The organism is Chitinophaga tropicalis (assembly GCF_009758205.1).
In the GTDB taxonomy this organism is placed as follows: Bacteria; Bacteroidota; Bacteroidia; order Chitinophagales; family Chitinophagaceae; genus Chitinophaga; species Chitinophaga tropicalis.
In genome coordinates this window covers 73,822-91,757 of record NZ_WRXN01000016.1, presented here as the reverse complement: position 1 = coordinate 91,757, position 17,936 = coordinate 73,822, and the positions used below count along the sequence as shown (strand labels likewise).

The 17,936-nt window shown below is 47.8% G+C and carries 17 protein-coding genes; 14 read left to right on the top strand and 3 right to left on the bottom strand.

The annotated features are described in order from the left end of the window. The first annotated feature begins 16 nt into the window (after nt 1-16). The 13 genes from trpD to GO493_RS26410 all read left to right on the top strand — a co-directional run bounded on the left by trpD (nt 17) and on the right by GO493_RS26410 (nt 12,387). Complete coding sequence (trpD, locus tag GO493_RS26470; protein ID WP_157309254.1) at nt 17-1,012, top strand: anthranilate phosphoribosyltransferase; 996 nt, start codon at nt 17-19, stop codon at nt 1,010-1,012. Further along, nucleotides 1,009-1,812, top strand: coding sequence for an indole-3-glycerol phosphate synthase TrpC (gene trpC / locus GO493_RS26465; RefSeq protein ID WP_157309253.1), 804 nt, complete (start codon nt 1,009-1,011; stop codon nt 1,810-1,812). Before trpD ends, trpC begins: the two co-directional genes overlap by 4 nt. Beyond that, entirely contained in the window at nt 1,809-2,444 is a 636-nt protein-coding gene (locus GO493_RS26460; RefSeq protein WP_157309252.1) for a phosphoribosylanthranilate isomerase, read from the top strand. The genes trpC and GO493_RS26460 overlap by 4 nt, the downstream gene beginning before the upstream one ends. Nucleotides 2,445-2,451: 7 nt before the next feature. Further along, the gene (gene trpB, locus GO493_RS26455; protein WP_157309251.1) at nt 2,452-3,678 is read left to right on the top strand and encodes a tryptophan synthase subunit beta; all 1,227 of its coding nucleotides are present in this window, start codon (nt 2,452-2,454) and stop codon (nt 3,676-3,678) included. A gap of 9 nt (nt 3,679-3,687) precedes the next feature. Beyond that, complete coding sequence (gene trpA / locus GO493_RS26450; protein ID WP_157309250.1) at nt 3,688-4,458, top strand: tryptophan synthase subunit alpha; 771 nt, start codon at nt 3,688-3,690, stop codon at nt 4,456-4,458. A gap of 6 nt (nt 4,459-4,464) precedes the next feature. Further along, nucleotides 4,465-5,058 carry an imidazole glycerol phosphate synthase subunit HisH gene (hisH, locus tag GO493_RS26445; protein ID WP_157309249.1) on the top strand — a complete coding sequence of 198 codons (594 nt, stop codon included), beginning with the start codon at nt 4,465-4,467 and terminating at the stop codon, nt 5,056-5,058. Between the two features lie 6 nt (nt 5,059-5,064). Next, nucleotides 5,065-6,222, top strand: coding sequence for a 1-(5-phosphoribosyl)-5-[(5-phosphoribosylamino)methylideneamino]imidazole-4-carboxamide isomerase (gene hisA, locus GO493_RS26440; RefSeq protein WP_157309248.1), 1,158 nt, complete (start codon nt 5,065-5,067; stop codon nt 6,220-6,222). Between the two features lie 5 nt (nt 6,223-6,227). Further along, a complete protein-coding gene (gene hisF, locus GO493_RS26435) occupies nt 6,228-6,983 on the top strand; it encodes an imidazole glycerol phosphate synthase subunit HisF (protein ID WP_157309247.1) in 756 nt (251 codons plus the stop codon). 51 nt (nt 6,984-7,034) lie between these two features. Further along, entirely contained in the window at nt 7,035-7,643 is a 609-nt protein-coding gene (hisIE, locus tag GO493_RS26430) for a bifunctional phosphoribosyl-AMP cyclohydrolase/phosphoribosyl-ATP diphosphatase HisIE (protein ID WP_157309246.1), read from the top strand. A gap of 81 nt (nt 7,644-7,724) precedes the next feature. Further along, complete coding sequence (locus tag GO493_RS26425; RefSeq protein WP_198315835.1) at nt 7,725-8,810, top strand: TlpA disulfide reductase family protein; 1,086 nt, start codon at nt 7,725-7,727, stop codon at nt 8,808-8,810. A gap of 157 nt (nt 8,811-8,967) precedes the next feature. After that, complete coding sequence (locus GO493_RS26420) at nt 8,968-10,110, top strand: TlpA disulfide reductase family protein (RefSeq protein WP_157309245.1); 1,143 nt, start codon at nt 8,968-8,970, stop codon at nt 10,108-10,110. A 412-nt stretch (nt 10,111-10,522) separates the two neighbouring features. Next, entirely contained in the window at nt 10,523-10,879 is a 357-nt protein-coding gene (locus GO493_RS26415) for a BlaI/MecI/CopY family transcriptional regulator (protein WP_157309244.1), read from the top strand. 5 nt (nt 10,880-10,884) lie between these two features. Further along, a complete protein-coding gene (locus GO493_RS26410; protein ID WP_157309243.1) occupies nt 10,885-12,387 on the top strand; it encodes a M56 family metallopeptidase in 1,503 nt (500 codons plus the stop codon). A gap of 68 nt (nt 12,388-12,455) precedes the next feature. Here GO493_RS26410 and GO493_RS26405 read toward each other — a convergent pair whose 3' ends face one another. Continuing rightward, nucleotides 12,456-13,508, bottom strand: a complete 1,053-nt coding sequence (locus GO493_RS26405; RefSeq protein WP_157309242.1) for a formylglycine-generating enzyme family protein — start codon at nt 13,506-13,508, stop codon at nt 12,456-12,458. A 153-nt stretch (nt 13,509-13,661) separates the two neighbouring features. On the opposite strand from GO493_RS26405, the gene GO493_RS26400 reads away from it, so the two are divergent. After that, the gene (locus GO493_RS26400) at nt 13,662-15,017 is read left to right on the top strand and encodes a GH1 family beta-glucosidase (protein WP_157309241.1); all 1,356 of its coding nucleotides are present in this window, start codon (nt 13,662-13,664) and stop codon (nt 15,015-15,017) included. Between the two features lie 241 nt (nt 15,018-15,258). On the opposite strand, the gene GO493_RS26395 is transcribed toward GO493_RS26400, so the two are convergent. Further along, entirely contained in the window at nt 15,259-16,491 is a 1,233-nt protein-coding gene (locus GO493_RS26395) for a hypothetical protein (RefSeq protein WP_157309240.1), read from the bottom strand. Between the two features lie 20 nt (nt 16,492-16,511). Continuing rightward, nucleotides 16,512-17,858, bottom strand: coding sequence for a DUF4270 family protein (locus tag GO493_RS26390; RefSeq protein WP_157309239.1), 1,347 nt, complete (start codon nt 17,856-17,858; stop codon nt 16,512-16,514). Nucleotides 17,859-17,936: the final 78 nt, after the last annotated feature.

Below are 17,936 nucleotides of genomic sequence, written 5' to 3'. Positions count from 1 at the left end.
CTAAAATTTCAAGGAAATGAAAAAGATACTTAATTACCTTTTCGAACATAAAACCTTTACCCGTAGTGCTGCCAAGGAAATACTGACAGCCATTTCAAAGGGTATGTACAATGAAAGTGAGCTGGCTGCATTTATGACAGTATTCCTGATGCGTAGCATTACGGTAGATGAGCTGCTGGGTTTTCGTGACGCCCTGCTGGAGCTCTGTGTACCGGTAAACCTGAACGGGTATGATGTGCTGGACATAGTAGGCACCGGTGGTGATAACAAGAACACTTTCAATATCTCTACGCTGTCCTGTTTTATTGTGGCTGGCGCCGGTGGTAAAGTGGCCAAACATGGCAACTATGGCGTATCTTCCATCAGCGGGGCGTCTAACCTGATGGAATCTGCCGGGTACCAGTTCAAGAATGACGATGCCAGGCTGCGTACGGAACTGGAAGAAGCAGGCGTTTGTTTCCTGCATGCTCCATTGTTCCATCCTGCATTGAAGCATGTGGCCGGGGTACGTCGTCAGCTGGGTATCCGTACTTTTTTCAATATGCTGGGCCCGCTGGTAAACCCCGCTTTTGCACAGCATCAGCTGATAGGGGTGTACAGCCTGGAACTGGCGAGGGTATACAATTATCTCTTCCAGCAAACTGATAAACGATATGCTATCGTTTATAGCCTGGACGGTTATGATGAGATCTCGCTCACGGCAGATACCCGTGTTATTACCAATGAGGGAGAGAGGGACTGGACGCCTGAACAGCTGGGAAAACGCAAGGTCTATGCAGAAGATATCTATGGTGGCAGCACTGTGGATGCGGCTGCTAAGATCTTTATGAAGATACTGAAGGGCGAGGGCACCTGGGCGCAAAACTCTGTTGTGCTGGCAAATGCGGCGATGGGCTTGCATTGCATGGGAAAATATAGTAATTACGCAGATTGTTTTGAGGCAGCTGTTGTTTCCCTCGAGTCTGGTGCGGCGCATAATGCCTTTAAGAAGTTGATAAGTTTGCAATCATGAAAAATATCCTGACTGAAATTGTCGCTCATAAACATGTTGAAGTAGCGGCCCGTAAACAGCAACGCAGCGTGGATGAACTGGAACAGGTGTCCTGGTTCAAACGTACGCCGTTATCCCTGGCGCACTTCCTGCAGGACCCTGCCAAGACAGGTATCATTGCAGAATTTAAGCGGCGTTCTCCCTCAAAAGGGCTCATCAACGGAGATGTGACGGTGCAGGACGTGACCATGGCCTATACCCGTTATGGGGCTTCCGGTCTTTCTGTGCTTACGGATGAGAAATTTTTCGGCGGATCGTCCGACGATCTGCAGCAGGCCAGGGCGGCAAACAACAATATTCCTATCCTGCGTAAGGATTTTGTGGTGGACGAGTACCAGATACTGGAAGCAAAAGCGATAGGCGCTGATGTGATCCTTCTCATAGCAGAATGTCTTTCTGCCAGAGAAGTGGCCAGCCTGGCAGCATTTGCCCATAACCTGGGGCTGGAAGTATTGCTGGAAGTGCATAGCGGCGATCAGCTGGAGAAGGTGACAGATCATATACAGATGGTAGGGGTGAACAACCGTGATCTCACCACTTTCAAGGTGGATTTTAACCGCTCCTGCGAGCTGGCGCCACAGATACCTGCAGGTAAATGCAAGGTGGCTGAAAGCGGCATCAGCAATACAGATGCTATCATTACATTAAAGCAGGCCGGTTTCCAGGGCTTCCTGATAGGAGAGCATTTCATGAAACAGGAAGACCCGCCAAGGGCTTTCGAGAACTTTGTAACAGAACTGGCCAATAAATCAGTACAATGAAAATAAAAGTCTGCGGCATTACCCGTAAAGAAGACCTGCAGCAGCTGATAGCTTTCGGGGTAGATTATGCCGGCTTTATCTTTTATGAAAAATCTCCCCGTTTTGCGGGCAATAAGCTGGATGCACGCTCTATCCGCGAAACGAACGGTATCCTGAAAACAGGTGTTTTTGTAAACGCTCCGCTGGAACAGGTGCAACGCATTGTAGCTGACTATGGTCTGAACCTGGTACAGCTGCATGGTGATGAGACGCCTGAGTACTGCGCCGCTTTAAAGGCCATAGTGCCGGTTATAAAAGCATTCAGGGTGGGAGCGGCCGTTAACTGGGAGCAACTCCTGTCAGCTTATATACCTGTTACAGACTATTTCCTTTTTGATACGGAGGCCGGCAAAGCCTATGGCGGTACCGGTAAGATGTTTGACTGGGAGCTGTTGAAAAGCTATCCCTACACACATCCTTTTTTCCTGAGCGGCGGTATTGGCCCGGACCAGCTTCCGGAGCTGCTGCAGCTGGAACTGCCTGCACTGTGTACCGTAGATGTGAACAGTAAGTTTGAAATACAGCCGGGCGTGAAAGATATGGAAAAAGTGCAGCGTTTTACAGATAAGATTCAATCAACGTATTTAAAATAATCATAGCATGAAGATTGCGGAAAATACATTCGGCTCCAGGTATCATGTAGATGAAAAGGGTTTCTATGGAAGGTTTGGAGGAGCTTATGTGCCTGAGATGCTGTATCCCAATGTAGAAGAGTTGCAGACCAATTACCTGCAGATACTGCGCGATCCGGGCTTTCAGCAGGAATTTGAACAGCTGCTGCGCGATTACGTAGGCCGTCCTTCTCCTTTATACCTGGCTAAACGTCTCTCTGAAAAATACAAGGCCAACATCTACCTGAAGAGGGAAGATCTGAACCATACCGGTGCACATAAAGTGAATAACACCATAGGCCAGATACTGCTGGCCAAGCGCCTGGGTAAGACCCGTGTGATAGCAGAAACAGGCGCCGGGCAGCATGGGGTGGCCACTGCTACCGTATGTGCGCTGATGGGCATTGAATGCGTGGTGTATATGGGTAGTATAGATATTCAGCGCCAGGCGCCCAATGTGGCCCGTATGCGTATGCTGGGCGCTACCGTGGTACCTGCTACCAGCGGCAGCAAAACCCTGAAAGACGCTACCAATGAAGCGATACGTGACTGGATCAACAACCCGGTCAACACTCACTATATACTGGGCACGGCGGCGGGCCCGCATCCATACCCGGATATGGTATCCCGTTTCCAGTCAGTGATCAGTGAAGAGATCAGGAAGCAGCTGCTGGAAAAGACGGGCAAGCCTAATCCTGACTATGTGATGGCCTGTATAGGCGGTGGCAGCAATGCTGCGGGAGCTTATTATCATTTCCTGGATGAGCCGGATGTGAAGCTGATAGCTGTAGAAGCAGGTGGTAAAGGTGTAAACTCCGGTTTTTCTGCCGCTACCACGCAGCTGGGCAAGCTGGGTATTATACATGCCAGCAAAACATTGCTGATGCAGACAGAGGATGGCCAGATCACCGAGCCGCATTCTATTTCTGCAGGGCTGGATTATCCGGGTATAGGTCCGCTACATGCACATCTCTATGAAACCGGCCGTGCTACTTTCCTCAACGCTACAGATGACGAAGCGTTGCAGGCAGCGTATGAGCTGACCCGCCTGGAAGGGATCATTCCTGCACTGGAATCTTCTCATGCCCTGGCTAAATTAGGAGAGGTAGGATTTAAACCGGATGATGTGGTGGTGGTGTGCCTGAGCGGCCGTGGCGACAAAGACATGGAAACTTATATCCGTAACCTGCCAGCCAATACCGGTGATAACGCTTAAACGTATTTTATGAGCAATCGTATAGACCAATTATTTGCCGCAAAGAAAAACGGTATTCTCAACATATACTGTACAGCAGGTTTCCCTGAACTGAACGATACATTGCCTGTTATGAGGTCATTGCAGGCGGCAGGAGCAGATCTGATAGAGCTGGGCATGCCTTTCTCTGATCCGCTGGCTGACGGGCCGGTAATACAGGACAGCAGCACCCGTGCTATCAGGAACGGGATGAGCCTGAGAGTGCTTTTTGAACAGCTGAAAGACTTCAGGAAAGAGATCAGCGTACCTGTTGTACTGATGGGATATCTTAATCCTGTATTGCTTTACGGTATTGAGAATTTCTGTAAGAAGTGTGCAGAGGTGGGTGTAGACGGCGTGATATTGCCGGACCTGCCTATGGACGAGTATGAATCAGATTACAAAGCCATTTTTGAACAGTATGGCCTGCATCTGATCTTCCTGGTAACACCGGAAACCAATGATGCGCGCCTTCGTAAGATAGATGGCCTTAGCCGTGGATTTGTGTATGCGGTATCTTCTTCCTCTACTACCGGTAAGGATAAAGATATGTCACATCAGCAGCAGTATTTTGAGCGGCTGAAGGGTATGCAGCTGAAGAACCCGGTGCTGATAGGCTTTGGTATCAAAGATAAAGCTACCTTTGATGCCGCCTGCGCTTACAGCAACGGGGCCATTATAGGCACTGCCTTTATCCGCGCTATTGAAAATACCACCAACCTCGATACTGCCATCAGGCAGTTCATTGCAGGCGTAAAATAGAAGTATATGAAAACGGTTATTATAAAATACAATGCCGGCAATATCCGCTCTGTGATGTTTGCGCTGGACCGTCTTGGAGTGGAAGGCACGGTAACAGATGATGTGGAGGAAATAAGATCGGCAGATAAGGTGATCTTCCCGGGGGTGGGTGAAGCCAGCTCTGCCATGCGTTACCTGCAGGAGAGGAAGCTGGACCAGGTGATCACCAGCCTGCAGCAGCCGGTGCTGGGCATATGCCTGGGTATGCAGCTGTTGTGCAAACATTCGGAAGAGAATGATACAAAATGCCTGGGCATCTTTGATGTGGAGGTAAGAAGGTTTCAGTCGCCGGTAGACAATCTCCTGAAGATACCGCAGATAGGCTGGAACAATATCACCGGGTTATACAGCACTATGTTTGAGCATGTACCTGAAAATTCCTACATGTACTTTGTACATAGCTACTATGCTGCACTGGGGCCTGATACGGTGGCTACTGCCAACTATGTGATCAACTACAGCGCTGCGTTGCAGAAAGATAATTTCTATGCGGTACAGTTCCACCCGGAAAAGTCTGCCACAGAAGGACAAAAGATTCTCGACAATTTCCTGAAGCTCTGATAAGGCATGGCGCAAAGCGTACAGATAAGAAAGATCAATACAGAAGATACCCTGCAGTTGCGCAGGGACGTACTATACCCCGGAGCAGACCTGTCTTTTGTGCATTTGCCGCATGATGCAGACGGGTTGCATTTCGGACTGTTTGAAGGGGACTGGCTGTCAGGTGTTGTATCGCTGTTCCTGCAACGTAATACGGCGCAGTTCCGCAAGCTGGCCGTACACCCCGCCTGCCAGGGGAAAGGCTATGGCAGCATGTTAATGGAGCATATTGAGCAGCTGTGCCGTAAGGAACATATAGCCCGGATCTGGTGCAATGCCCGTGATACGGCAGAGGGGTTTTACCTGAAACGCGGATATGCCTATGATGGCGCTCCTTTTATCAAAGACAATATTAATTTCCGAAAGATGGCTCTCCAACTGGATAAGCAGGATGGGAAAACTTTTACCGTTATTCCCGCTATTGACATTATAGATGGTAAATGTGTACGCCTTACCCAGGGTGATTATGCGCAGAAGAAAGTGTACAATGAACATCCGCTGGAAGTGGCGAAGGCCTTTGAAAGCATAGGTGTTGAGCGTTTGCACCTGGTAGACCTGGACGGCGCCAAAAAAGGCGCTGTAGTGAACTGGAAAGTGCTGGAAGCTATTGCCGGGAAGACGAACCTGGTGGTGGATTTTGGTGGTGGCATCAAAAAAGAGGAGGACCTTCGCATTGTATTTGAGAATGGCGCTGCACTAGCCACCATTGGTAGTATAGCCGTGAAAGACGCGGAGCTTTTCTTTGGCTGGGTAAAGAGATACGGCGCTGACAAGATCTTCCTGGGAGCAGATGTAAAAGAAGAAAAGATAGCAGTGGGCGGATGGCTTGAAACGACAGAGCTTTCTATCTTCGATTTCCTGGCCGCTAATGTGGAACAGGGAGTGCATAACATCTTCTGCACAGATATTGCAAAGGATGGCCTGTTACAGGGCCCTTCCATCGAATTATATAAAAAGATCCTTGAGCGTTTTCCGCAGATCAGCTTTGTGGCCAGCGGAGGTGTAAGTACTATGGCAGATGTTCATGCATTGCAGGAAACGGGCTGCAGCGGCGTGATAGTAGGTAAGGCTATCTATGAAGAGAGGATCACTATGAAGGAACTGGAAGCATACTTAAAAAATTAAGCAACATGTTAACAAAACGTATCATTCCCTGCCTCGACATTAAGGACGGTCGGACGGTAAAAGGTGTGAACTTTGAAAATATACGCGATGCAGGCGACCCTATTGAACTGGGCGCCCTGTATGCAGAGCAGGGGGCTGATGAACTGGTGTTCCTGGATATCACTGCCACCAATGAAAGGAGGAAGACCCTTTCAGAACTGGTTACCCGCATAGCCAAGCATGTGAACATTCCCTTTACTGTTGGCGGAGGTATTTCCTCTGTGGAAGATGTGAATGTGCTGTTACAGTCCGGTGCTGATAAGATATCTGTCAACACTTCGGCATTCAAACGCCCGGAGCTGGTGGACGAACTGGCAAAGGAGTTTGGCAGTCAGTGTGTGGTGCTGGCCATAGATACCCGGTTCGAGGATGGCGACTGGTATGTGTACCTGAACGGAGGTCGTGTAAAGACAGACATCAAGGCATATGACTGGGCAAAAGAGGCTGTGCAGCGCGGTGCCGGAGAGATACTGCTGACCTCCATGAACAATGATGGTACCAAACAGGGGTTTGCACTGGACATTACAGGAAAGCTGTCACAAAACCTGAATGTACCGGTGATAGCTTCCGGGGGAGCGGGCACTATGCAGCATTTCATGGACGTATTTGAAAACGCACAGGCAGATGCAGCCCTGGCGGCCAGCATTTTCCATTATAAAGAAATTGAGATACAGGCGTTAAAAACGTACCTGTACCAGAGAGGGTTGAATATCAGGTTCTGAGAAAACCCTAATTTTGATTGCCAATAATACACTACCAAAGAGCTAGAACCCATGTACAACAATAAACAGATCAATTTTGACAAATCGCCTGACGGACTGGTACCTGCTATTGTGCAGGATGCAGCTACCTTTAAAGTGCTGATGCTGGGATATATGAACCAGGAGGCGCTGGATAAGACCCTGCTGGAGGGAAAGGTTACTTTCTTCAGCCGTTCCAAACAACGCCTGTGGACGAAAGGGGAGGAAAGCGGTAATTTCCTGCACCTGGTGGAAGTCAGGGTGGATTGCGATAATGATACCCTGCTGATAAAGGCTAACCCTGCGGGGGTGGTTTGCCATACGGGAGCAGACACCTGCTGGGAAGAGAGTAATATCAGCAATGATTTCCTGGCAAAGCTGGAGAACATTATTGCAGACAGGAAGAATAATCCTTCAGATGATTCCTATACTTCGAAGCTGTTTGCAAGAGGTATTAATAAGATTGCCCAGAAAGTAGGGGAGGAAGCGGTAGAAGTGGTAATAGAGGCGAAGGACGACAATGAAGAGCTGTTCCTCAACGAATCTGCCGACCTGCTTTTTCACTACCTGGTGCTGCTCAGTGCAAAAGGTTACCAGTTGTCTGATGTACTGGCTGTTTTGCAGGAAAGACATAAGAAATAACCGGGAGTACCGTTTATTATTTTAGCTGGCGGGTGCATTGCCAGTATTTTAATAGTAGTAATTTTTGTTATATTAGTGGGAATGAAACACCTTGCCATAACTGCCTTCGGGCTGATTTTTACCTGCTCTGCATTTGCTCAGCAGGTTGTAACCGGTACTCTCACGGGAGCCGAGGGTAAAAAGCTTTATCTCTATAGTGATGAAGATAACAATCCGAAGGATTCTGTATTGCTGAAAGACGGGAAGTTCTCCTTTAAGGTAGTGGCAGGCAGTGGTCCTGCTATAAATGCTATTATCCTGGAGGATGTGGGTAATCCGCTGTTGTTTGTGACAGATAAGGAGCCGGCGCAGTATGTGCTGAAAGCTGAGACCTTTCCTATTGCTACTTCAATGAAGGGCAGCGAGGATAATAAGGCTATGCAGGCTTACCAGAAATCTTTCCAGGGGCTTATTAAACAGGCGCAGGCGCTGAATGCCGAAGCATCGACCATTAATGGTACTGATGAGGCGGCAAAAGACGCCTTCCGTAAAAAGGCTGCAGCTTTTAATGAAGAGGTGATGAATACCGGTAAGGAATTCATCAAAATGCATCCAAAGCAGCTGGCAAGCTTGTGGATACTGGTAAATGAGCTGAGTAAGCGTGTGGAACCGGGGGAATTTGAGCAGTTGTTCAATTCACTGGACAAGCCGTTGAAAGAGACAAAGTATGGTATATCTGCTTCAAAATATATCCGTTCTCTGAAAGAGGTAAGCGAGGGGGAGCTGGCGGAAGATTTTTCGCAGGAGGATATAAACGGGAAACCGGTAAAGCTGTCGTCTTTCAGGGGTAAATATGTGCTGGTAGATTTCTGGGCCAGCTGGTGTGGCCCTTGCCGGGCAGAGAACCCTAATGTTGTAAAGGCATTTAACCGCTTCAAAGACAAGAACTTCACTATTGTAGGCGTATCCCTGGATAATAACAGGGACCGCTGGGTAGCTGCTGTAAAGCAGGATAACCTGCAGTGGACGCAGCTGTCTGACCTGAAGGGCTGGAGTAATGAGGTGGCGCAGCAATATAATGTGCGCGCTATTCCTGCCAATTTCCTGATAGATCCTAAAGGACGTATTATTGGCCGCAACCTGAGAGGGGGTGATCTGGAGGCGAAATTGGAGAAGGTATTGAAGTAAAGTGTTGATAAATAATAAATTAGTTATACTTTAGCCCGTTAGCAGTCCTACTGTTAACGGGCTTTTTCCTGGCAGCAGGCATCGCCGTTTATCACAATCAGGTTGATTTTCCTGTCCGGATATGTGAATTTCGTATTGAGAATAAATTAAGAAATCGATGAAGTCAGTAATGTTGATGGCGATACTCATGTCGCCGTTTGTGTTGTTTGCACAGGATAAAAAGAAGGGAGAGCAATCTTTTAAGATCGATGGCGCTGTAACTACACTTCAGAAACCGGCTAAAGTATATTTAAAGAGAAAGGTAAAAGGTGAGAACCAGGTGGATAGTACTGAAGTAAAAGCAGGAAAATTTACTTTTTCCGGTATCCTGGCTGAGCCAACTATGGCTTACCTGATGCTGAAAGTGCAGGACCCGGCTGGGGAACAGCCGCAGGCCGGACGTGGTAAGGACTGGCTGACCGTTTTCCTGGACAAGGGAGATATTACCATCACCACCCAGGATTCTATCAGCAAAGCAACTGTAAAAGGTTCTGCTGCCAATGATGACTTTACCAAGCTGAACGCCCTGCTGAAAGATATCAATACCCAGATGAATGATCTGGAACAGCAATACAGGCAGTTATATATGGCGAAGGATGAGGAAGGGATGAAGAAGCTGGAGCCAAAGTTTGATGAGCTGGAAGCTGCACAGAAGACCATCTGGAGGGATTACCTGAAGAATAATACCGGTTCTCCTATTGCGCTGTTCGTATTGAACCAGTATGCAGGGTATGATATTAATGTAACTGAAGTAGAGCCTCTCTATAATAAACTGAGTAAAAAGCTGCGTAAAACGCCCTCCGGCCTGGATTTTGCAAAAAGACTGGAGTTAGCTAAGAAGACGGCAGTAGGGCAGATTGCTACGGAGTTTACCCAGCCGGATGTGGAAGGCCGGAATGTGAGCCTGGCTTCTTATAAAGGGAAGTATGTGCTGGTGGATTTCTGGGCCAGCTGGTGTGGCCCCTGCCGGGCAGAGAATCCGAACGTGGTAAAGGCTTATAGTAAATTCAGGGATAAAGGATTTGATATATTGGGGGTTTCCCTGGATGAGAAGAAGGATAAATGGCAGGCAGCTATACAGGCGGATAATCTTCCGTGGACGCATGTTTCGGATTTGAAGGGATGGAAGAATGCGGCTGCTGAGCAGTATGGTATCAGGGCTATTCCGCAGAACCTGTTACTGGACCCTAAGGGGATGATCATAGCGAGGAATCTGAGGGGGGATGCGTTGGAGAGGAAGTTGTCAGAAGTTTTAAAGTAAGTACAAATCAGGATAAAGGGAAAACCATTCATTAAGTTGAGTGGTTTTTTCTTTTAGAGGCATTTCGTTCCTTTCAACTCCACCTTTCAAGTATGTTTCAAGCATGTTTCAAGCATGTTTCAAGTATGTTTCAAGCATGTTTCAAGCATGTTTAAAGCATGTTTAGTGTATGTATTGCGGTAGCTATTCTGCACCACGGTATAGTCCTGATATAGGTTTACACTTCTGTTGGTATAATCCTGGTTTAGGTTTACATTTCTGTCAGATAATCCTGTTTGAAGTTTACATTGTTGCTGGCGATGTTAACAGCATGTTCTTTGCCGGAGGGAAGATCCCGGCTGAAAAAATAAAATGCTATTTTATTTGGTTGTTTACGAAATATTCGTAGATTTACGAAACAATCGTAATTATCATGGAGAAACTGACACAGCAGGAAGAGGCAGCGATGCTTACCGTATGGAAAGCGGGTCCGGGATTTGTAAAAGACTTCCTGGAGGCGCACCCTGCACCCCAGCCGCCTTATACGACCCTGGCATCGACTATCAAGAACCTGGAAAAGAAGGGGTATCTGAAAAGCCGGAAGATAGGGAACGTGTATGAGTACACTCCTATCATTGCAGAAGATGAATACAAACAGAAGTTCATGAATGGCTTTGTGAAGGACTATTTTGAAGATTCCTATAAAGCACTGGTTACATTCTTTGCGAAGGAAAAGAAGATAAGCCCGGAAGAACTGAAGGAAATAGTTAAGCTGATAGAGAAAAACTGATCACTATGCTGATTTACCTGTTAAAGGCAAACATTATACTCACATTGTTCTGCCTGGCCTATTACATGGGACTGAGACGGTTAACCTTTTATACGCTGAACCGTTTTTTCCTGCTGGCCGGTATTATTTGTGCGGCTTTATGTCCGCTGATAGACCCGAGTGTATTCATTGAAAAGCATGAACCGTTGCGTGCAGTTGCCATAAACTACATACCGGACCTGGAGGCGTTGGGAAGGAAGCCGGCGGCATCTGTTACAGAGACAGTGTTGCTGTATATTTTCTGGGCAGGAGTGACTGTGATGGGTATCAGGCTGCTGGTCCAGCTGTTATCGCTCTGGAAATTTCATCGTAATACCACATCTGCGGCGATGGGAGAGGAGCATGTGAGGGTCACTGACAAACAGGTAAATCCGTTTTCTTTTCTTCGTAATATCTATATCAATCCATCCCTGCATACGCCGGTGGAGCTATCGGCTATTCTTCGTCATGAGCAGGTACATGTGCGGCAGTGGCATACTATGGATGTGTTGCTTGGGGACCTGAACAAGATCTTCTACTGGTTTAACCCGGGAGCGTGGTTCATGAGTTTCGCTATCCGTGAAAATATTGAGTTTATAACGGACAGGCATGTACTGCGGCAGGGCATGGATGTAAAAACTTATCAATACAGTCTTATAAAAGTAAGTGGGATCCCATATGCGACGGCCATCGCAAACAATTTCAATTTCTCACATCTAAAACAAAGGATTATGATGATGAATAAGAAGAGATCATCCCGCTACAACCTGGTAAGGTATCTTGGGCTGGGCGGCATTATGGGAATTGCGGCACTGTCCCTGAATTTTACCCATCCCATTGAAGATGCAAAGCACATGGTAAAGGCAGTGCGTATATTGACCAGGGATACCATGATCACTACAAGGGATACGGTACTGCCGCCACCACCACCGCCACCGCTGGCGCCGGTAGCTCCTGATTCCCGTAAAGCCACGGAGGCTCCTAAGGCTCCTCTGGCCCCTATAGCACCTGAAGCTCCCAGGGGCCCCGGCGTACCGCCACCTCCGGTTCCTCCTGTACCTCCCGTACCACCTGTTCCTCCTAAAAAAGATAAGGGCATAGTACAGGTAGTAGATATTTCCGCTCCGGACGACGGGACTGCTGTAAAGAGGGTGGTTGGTATGAAAATAGGAGATCAGGACGCAAATATTGATCCTAAAGAAGGTAAAATGGAGGTTATTACGGTAACGGGACAAAAGGTGACAGGTACAGCGAACGAAATGAAAGTGATGGCTGATTCCAGTAAGCCAATTAAAATTATCACGATTCGCGGCGAGGCCGAGCCTTTATATGTTGTAAACGGCAAAATTGTAAGCAGGGAAGAGGCTGGCACTATTGTTCCTGATAAAATAGCTGTTGTAAATGTGCTGAAAGGAGAATCTGCAAAGTCTATCTATGGCAGCAGAGGTGCGAATGGTGTAGTGGAGATCAAAACAAAAGACAGTAACTGATTTTTTAGTCTGCCGCAGGCCCAAAAGGCTGCTTTTGAGCCTGCGTGCAGCTAAAACTAAAACATGTTTTATTTGCTGCGTACGCATCTGAAACCAAGATTCTCCAACCCTGATTCCGGCGTTGTTTTCATTCTTGCCGTGACCCTGTAACCTGAGCAATACTGATCTGAGCACATAAAAGAACCTCCCCTGATCACATGTTTGGCAACATTGGGCTCTTCCGGATCGTAGCCTGTTGCCGGTCCGCCGGGATGGTCCCCATTACCCGGCTGCTGATAATAACGGCTGTCATACCAGTCGGCACACCATTCCCAGACATTTCCTGACATATCATACAGCCCGTAGCCGTTAGGAGCGAAGCTGCCAACAGGCGCTGTACCGGTGTATCCGTCGGTCACTGTGTTCTGATAAGGGAAATTCCCATTCCAGGTATTGGCTTTTACTTTTCCTGTAGTGAGAGCTTCTGAGCCCCAGGGATAAAGCTGGTCTTTCAGTCCCCCGCGTGCGGCATATTCCCATTCAGCCTCTGTAGGCAGGCGTTTCCCGGCCCATTTTGCATAGGCCTGTGCATCGTTCCAGGAAATATGTACAACGGGGAGATGTTCTTTGCCTTTCAGATCTGTAGAGGGGCCGCCGGGATGTTGCCAGCTGGCGCCTGTTACGAAAGACCACCATTGAGATACGTCATCCAGCGGAACGGCGTGGGAAGGTGGTGTAAACACCAGGGAACCGGATAGTAACATGCTGCTGTCCGGCTCAGGGGAGCCGGGAGGGAGTTGTTGCATCAGTTCTTCTTTACTGACCGGTTTTTCTGCCGTTGTTATGTAACCGGTAGCTGCTACGAAAGCTGCAAATTCAGCGTTGGTCACTTCATGCGTATCCATCCAGAAGCTATCGACCGTTACCTGGTGGCGGGGTTGTTCATCTTTCCTGGCCGCGGCATCGTCTGCGCCCATCATGAAGGTGCCTCCCGGTATCAGTACCATAGGGTTCAGGGTGTCTGTTGCGTGGGTGGCGGGTGTAGCTGTGCTGTCTGCCATGTGCTGCGTGCCGTTGCCCTGGCAGGCGCAGAGGAGTACACATGCTGATACGAGCCATTGTTGTATGTTGTTGTTAAACATTTAACTAAGATCGTAATTCTGATCGTGATTTTCTAGTTATGGCGTTGGAGGTGTGTAGTTTTGATGTGGAGTTTGAAAGAATTGTTAGCGCCTTAACAATTAAATAATCGGTTAAACGGATAAACTATTGTAAAATGCAGGCTGTTTGGCTATATGAAACAGTTTACTGCACCTTTTCACCGCCGGGATTTTGGAGAAGACTTTCTCTGGGGAGTGACGATCTCGGCTTTTCAGAATGAAGGCGCCCATGAAAAGGATGGCAAGGGTAAGTCTATCTGGGATGATTTTACCGGCAGAAAAGGTAAGATCAAGGATGGTACTCACGCCCAGACTGCCACTGATTTTTATAACCGCTATCCTGAAGACCTGCTGCTTGTAAAGCAGCTGGGTTTCAAAGTATTCCGTTTTTCAATTTCCTGGCCGCGTATCCTGCCTAAAGGTATTGGCGAAGTCAATCCTGCCGGTATTGCTTTTTATCACCGGTTGATAGACGCCTGTCTTGAACTGGGCCTCATTCCTTATGTGACCCTTTACCACTGGGACCTTCCGCATGCGTTGGAAATGAAAGGCGGCTGGTGTCACCGTGGAGTGATCTTTGCCTTTGAAGAGTATGTAAGGATCTGTGTGAAGGAATATGGGCATAAAGTAAAGAACTGGGTGGTGCTGAATGAACCTTTCGGATTTACTTCCCTGGGATATATGCTGGGAGTACATGCCCCCGGAAAATTTGGTTTGTCTTATTTCTTCCCTGCCATTCATCATGCTTTGCTGGCACAGGCAGCCGGTGCGAAGGTGATACGGCAGGAAGGGGAAGGGGCTAACATAGGCACGGCTTTTTCGTGCTCTCACATACTACCCTATACGCAGAATGAGAGTGATATAATGGCCGCCCGGAGGGCGGATGCGCTGTTTAACCGGTTGTTCCTGGAGCCTGTGCTGGGCATGGGATACCCGGTGAACGACTTTCCCCTGTTACGCCGTATTGAGCGGAGGTATGCCTTATGGCGAGACTGGGACCAGCTTGCTTTTGATTTTGATTTTATTGGCGTACAGACCTACTTTCCGCTCGTGATACGCCGTAATGCCTTTATGCCTGTTGTGGGGATTTCTGAGGTAAAGGCCCGCTACAGGAAGGTGCCTGTTACTGCTTTGGGATGGGAGATCAGTGGGGCGGGCATGTATGGTATGCTGAAACAGTTTGCGACTTACAGTAATATGCCCCGCCTGATGGTGACTGAGAGCGGAGCCGCATTTGCAGATAGTATGGTTAATGGAAGGATACATGATGCTGACCGTATAAGTTATTATGAAGAGTACCTGGGAGCTGTGCTGAAGGCGAAGAGGGAAGGGGTGCGTGTAGATGGTTATTTTGCCTGGACGCTGACAGATAATTTTGAATGGGCGGAGGGATATAAGGCCCGTTTCGGGCTTGTGCATGTGGATATGGATACGCAGCAACGTACAATTAAAGATTCCGGTTACTGGTTCCGTGATCTGCTGACTGAATAGAAATAAAAAAGGCTGTCTTGTTGAGGAGGGCACTGAAAAAGTGCCAATAAAATCAGGGCTTGTACATTTTTATTTGTACAAGCCCTTTTCCTTTCAATATTTGAGAAATATTATACTTTTTCTAAGAAATAAGCGATTCTCAGAGCCTTTAGCTCGTGTTTTTCTTCCTGCTTTTTCTAAAGGGAACTTTTTCAGTGCCCTCCTTGTTGAGACAGCCTTTTTCTTATCTGAAGATGATCTGTTATTCGTATGTTCTGCGGATAAACCAGATATCCCTCAATGTGAAATTAAATACTGCATTCACATAGTTCTCTTTGATCAGCCCTGCGCTGGTAGTACCGCGCTGGCCTACTTCTATACCTAAGTAATAGCGCAGTGCGCCGTTTTTGCTGGGCAGTGAAACACCTAAGGTACCTGACACGTCCCTGATCTGGTTATTATTTACAATGAGGTAGGAATTGTAGTAGGAGAAACCTCCCTGTAATACAAGGCCTTCCTGTTGTTGCTGGCCGTAAGTACGTCTTTTGCTGTATTCGATACCGGTAGAGTAGCGGTCTGAGTTAGCGAGGCGATAGTCGGTAGTGCTTTTACGTGTATCGGCCCACATTTGCCTGCGCCAGTCGGCTACCCAGGTAAAGGTACCATTACCCAGGGAGATACCTGCACCATACTGTTCAGGCAGGGTGATGGTTTCTTTGGCCAGATCGTCTTCAAACAGGGTGGTTTCGCTGCTGTTCATGATAATGAGGGAGCGCTCATATTTCATGTTTGTTTTGAAGCGGTAAGTGGCGCCCAGTCCGAGTACCCAGTTCTTACTGATCTTGCCGCTGTACTGCAGGCCTGTATTGAAGTTGATGTTGAATGCGTAACGCTGTATTTTGGTAGATACGGTATCACCGCCTACGTTTGTTACGATGTTGTTTGGTCCGAACAGGAAGTTGCTGGACACACCTACTGAAAAGTTTTTGGTGAGTCTGAACGCGTTGGATATATACACTTTGTTGATACCGCCGTTACCTTCTTTAGTGGTAAGCTGGGGTGATGTATCGACATAGGTGGTAGAGGTCAGTTTATAATTGACAGTGCTGAAAGCGCCGAAGCCTGCGCTGATACCCCAGCGGTTGCTGGCACGGAAGCCAAGGGCTACGCGTCTGATGTTCACATCGCCGGCAGTCTGGTTAAGAGAGGAGGCGTCTTTGTAGGTAGCGGATTGTCCGCGCAGTGAAACATCAAAGATAAAATGCTGTCTTGGGATAGCGGAATAGGAAGCCGGGTTCAGTTCGTTAAGATAAAGATCTGAACGGCGGGCAATACCCGAGCTGCCGAGGCCATAGTTACGGGTATAATCTTTTTCTTCCTGATCGCCTATACCGTACGCTGAGTAAAGGGAATTAATACCGCTCTGGGCCATTGCTTTTGCACCAAACAACAGCATCAGGCCGCATAAACCGGTTGTATATTGTAGTCGCTTCATGTAGTCAATTCTTGATTGCATTATTTATACCGCAGGTAATAGATCTTTACTTCAACTCTGTTTGTCGGATGCTGAACATCTCCGAGTATAGCACGCGTAAAGTGTGTCAGACCGGTTGACCTTGGAGGTACTAACGCAAGTCCGCGTGAAGTGGCATCTGAACTGTTTATTTCTGCAATGCAATAATTGGTAATATCGTAGGTGTAAGCAGTGTTCACGTTGTATACCAGGTCGGTTACCAGGTTGCCGTATTGTACTGCGCCGGTAAGAGAGGAGGTAAGGGTATCCGTAATTACGTTGGCGCTGTTGATTTCGCAGAGAGCGAGGTTGGCTGGCAATGTATAAGGATAAACGTATGTGAGTCTTTCCGGGCGTACAGTCAGCGTGGCACGCATGATCTTTGTATAATCATGGTACTGTGTGAATGTTCTCAGGTAGGGCATATCTATACGGGCTATCAGGTGAGTGAGAGGCTGTACAAATACCTTGTTACCTGAACTGGTGGAAGGCAGGCTTTTATTGGTAGCGCTGAGGTTAGTCAGCGGAGAGCCGGGCGGGCGTGTAAAATCTATATGATTGAACTGTACGGAAGTGGAAGAAGCAGGGTTATACACTGCAAAGTCAGCGTATGTCTGGTTGATCTGGCTTCCATCCGTATGATAGTACATGCGGAGGTTCAGGGAGTCACCAACAGGGTATGGAGTGATGATCTGGCTGTTGGCGCCTGGTTTCAGGGCAAGACCCCTGAAATATTCCAGGAACCTTGTCTGGTCTGTGATGGTCTGTGATTTATTCTTGCTGAGGGTAAAGAATTCTTTGCCCAGTGCGTCGCTTAATCTTACTTTATATACAGTATCCCAGTAGGGGCGGGTGATCATTTCGCGGCTGCCCAGCGGGGTAGATTCTGTAGCGAAGCTATAGTTACTATATAAATAGGTGTTGGTAGAAGGTTTTTTGATCTCTTCGGTAACACGGTATACCTCTACGTGTTGTTTCAGCAGGGTATCTCCATACACACCGCGGGCGGGATGGAGCATGAGCACCATGGAGTCATACACGGCGAGATCGGGGATGGTAGTACCGCTGAATGCTTTTACCTGCCAGTAAGAGGTAGCGGATATCTTTCCGAAAACGGGATCGTTATTGGTACCGCAGAGGGCCACTCCAAGTGCAGATGTTGGAATGGAGTCCAGATATACGGTGCTCATGTTGAGCGTTACAGAATCTGTGATGAGGTATTCCGTTCCATCGTCTGCAACTATATTATCGTAAGAAAAACCTTTCTTGTCGCAGGCGGAGGCGCCAGCGATCAGCAATGCACAAGCCAGGTATTTAGAGGCCACTTTGGCGCGGATACTTTTATTCATGGAGCGCAATTTTAGACAGGAAGCCAACTTCCCGCTTATTTAATATGCCAATTGGCATATTTTATCGACGAATTACCA

Excerpts from the sequence above, each read along its gene's own strand:
- trpD (WP_157309254.1), top strand. The coding sequence starts at position 17 with ATGAAAAAGATACTTAATTACCTTTTCGAACATAAAACCTTTACCCGT.
- trpC (WP_157309253.1), top strand. The coding sequence starts at position 1,009 with ATGAAAAATATCCTGACTGAAATTGTCGCTCATAAACATGTTGAAGTA.
- GO493_RS26460 (WP_157309252.1), top strand. The coding sequence starts at position 1,809 with ATGAAAATAAAAGTCTGCGGCATTACCCGTAAAGAAGACCTGCAGCAG.
- trpB (WP_157309251.1), top strand. The coding sequence starts at position 2,452 with ATGAAGATTGCGGAAAATACATTCGGCTCCAGGTATCATGTAGATGAA.
- trpA (WP_157309250.1), top strand. The coding sequence starts at position 3,688 with ATGAGCAATCGTATAGACCAATTATTTGCCGCAAAGAAAAACGGTATT.
- hisH (WP_157309249.1), top strand. The coding sequence starts at position 4,465 with ATGAAAACGGTTATTATAAAATACAATGCCGGCAATATCCGCTCTGTG.
- hisA (WP_157309248.1), top strand. The coding sequence starts at position 5,065 with ATGGCGCAAAGCGTACAGATAAGAAAGATCAATACAGAAGATACCCTG.
- hisF (WP_157309247.1), top strand. The coding sequence starts at position 6,228 with ATGTTAACAAAACGTATCATTCCCTGCCTCGACATTAAGGACGGTCGG.
- hisIE (WP_157309246.1), top strand. The coding sequence starts at position 7,035 with ATGTACAACAATAAACAGATCAATTTTGACAAATCGCCTGACGGACTG.
- GO493_RS26425 (WP_198315835.1), top strand. The coding sequence starts at position 7,725 with ATGAAACACCTTGCCATAACTGCCTTCGGGCTGATTTTTACCTGCTCT.
- GO493_RS26420 (WP_157309245.1), top strand. The coding sequence starts at position 8,968 with ATGAAGTCAGTAATGTTGATGGCGATACTCATGTCGCCGTTTGTGTTG.
- GO493_RS26415 (WP_157309244.1), top strand. The coding sequence starts at position 10,523 with ATGGAGAAACTGACACAGCAGGAAGAGGCAGCGATGCTTACCGTATGG.
- GO493_RS26410 (WP_157309243.1), top strand. The coding sequence starts at position 10,885 with ATGCTGATTTACCTGTTAAAGGCAAACATTATACTCACATTGTTCTGC.
- GO493_RS26405 (WP_157309242.1), bottom strand. The coding sequence starts at position 13,508 with ATGTTTAACAACAACATACAACAATGGCTCGTATCAGCATGTGTACTC.
- GO493_RS26400 (WP_157309241.1), top strand. The coding sequence starts at position 13,662 with ATGAAACAGTTTACTGCACCTTTTCACCGCCGGGATTTTGGAGAAGAC.
- GO493_RS26395 (WP_157309240.1), bottom strand. The coding sequence starts at position 16,491 with ATGAAGCGACTACAATATACAACCGGTTTATGCGGCCTGATGCTGTTG.
- GO493_RS26390 (WP_157309239.1), bottom strand. The coding sequence starts at position 17,858 with ATGAATAAAAGTATCCGCGCCAAAGTGGCCTCTAAATACCTGGCTTGT.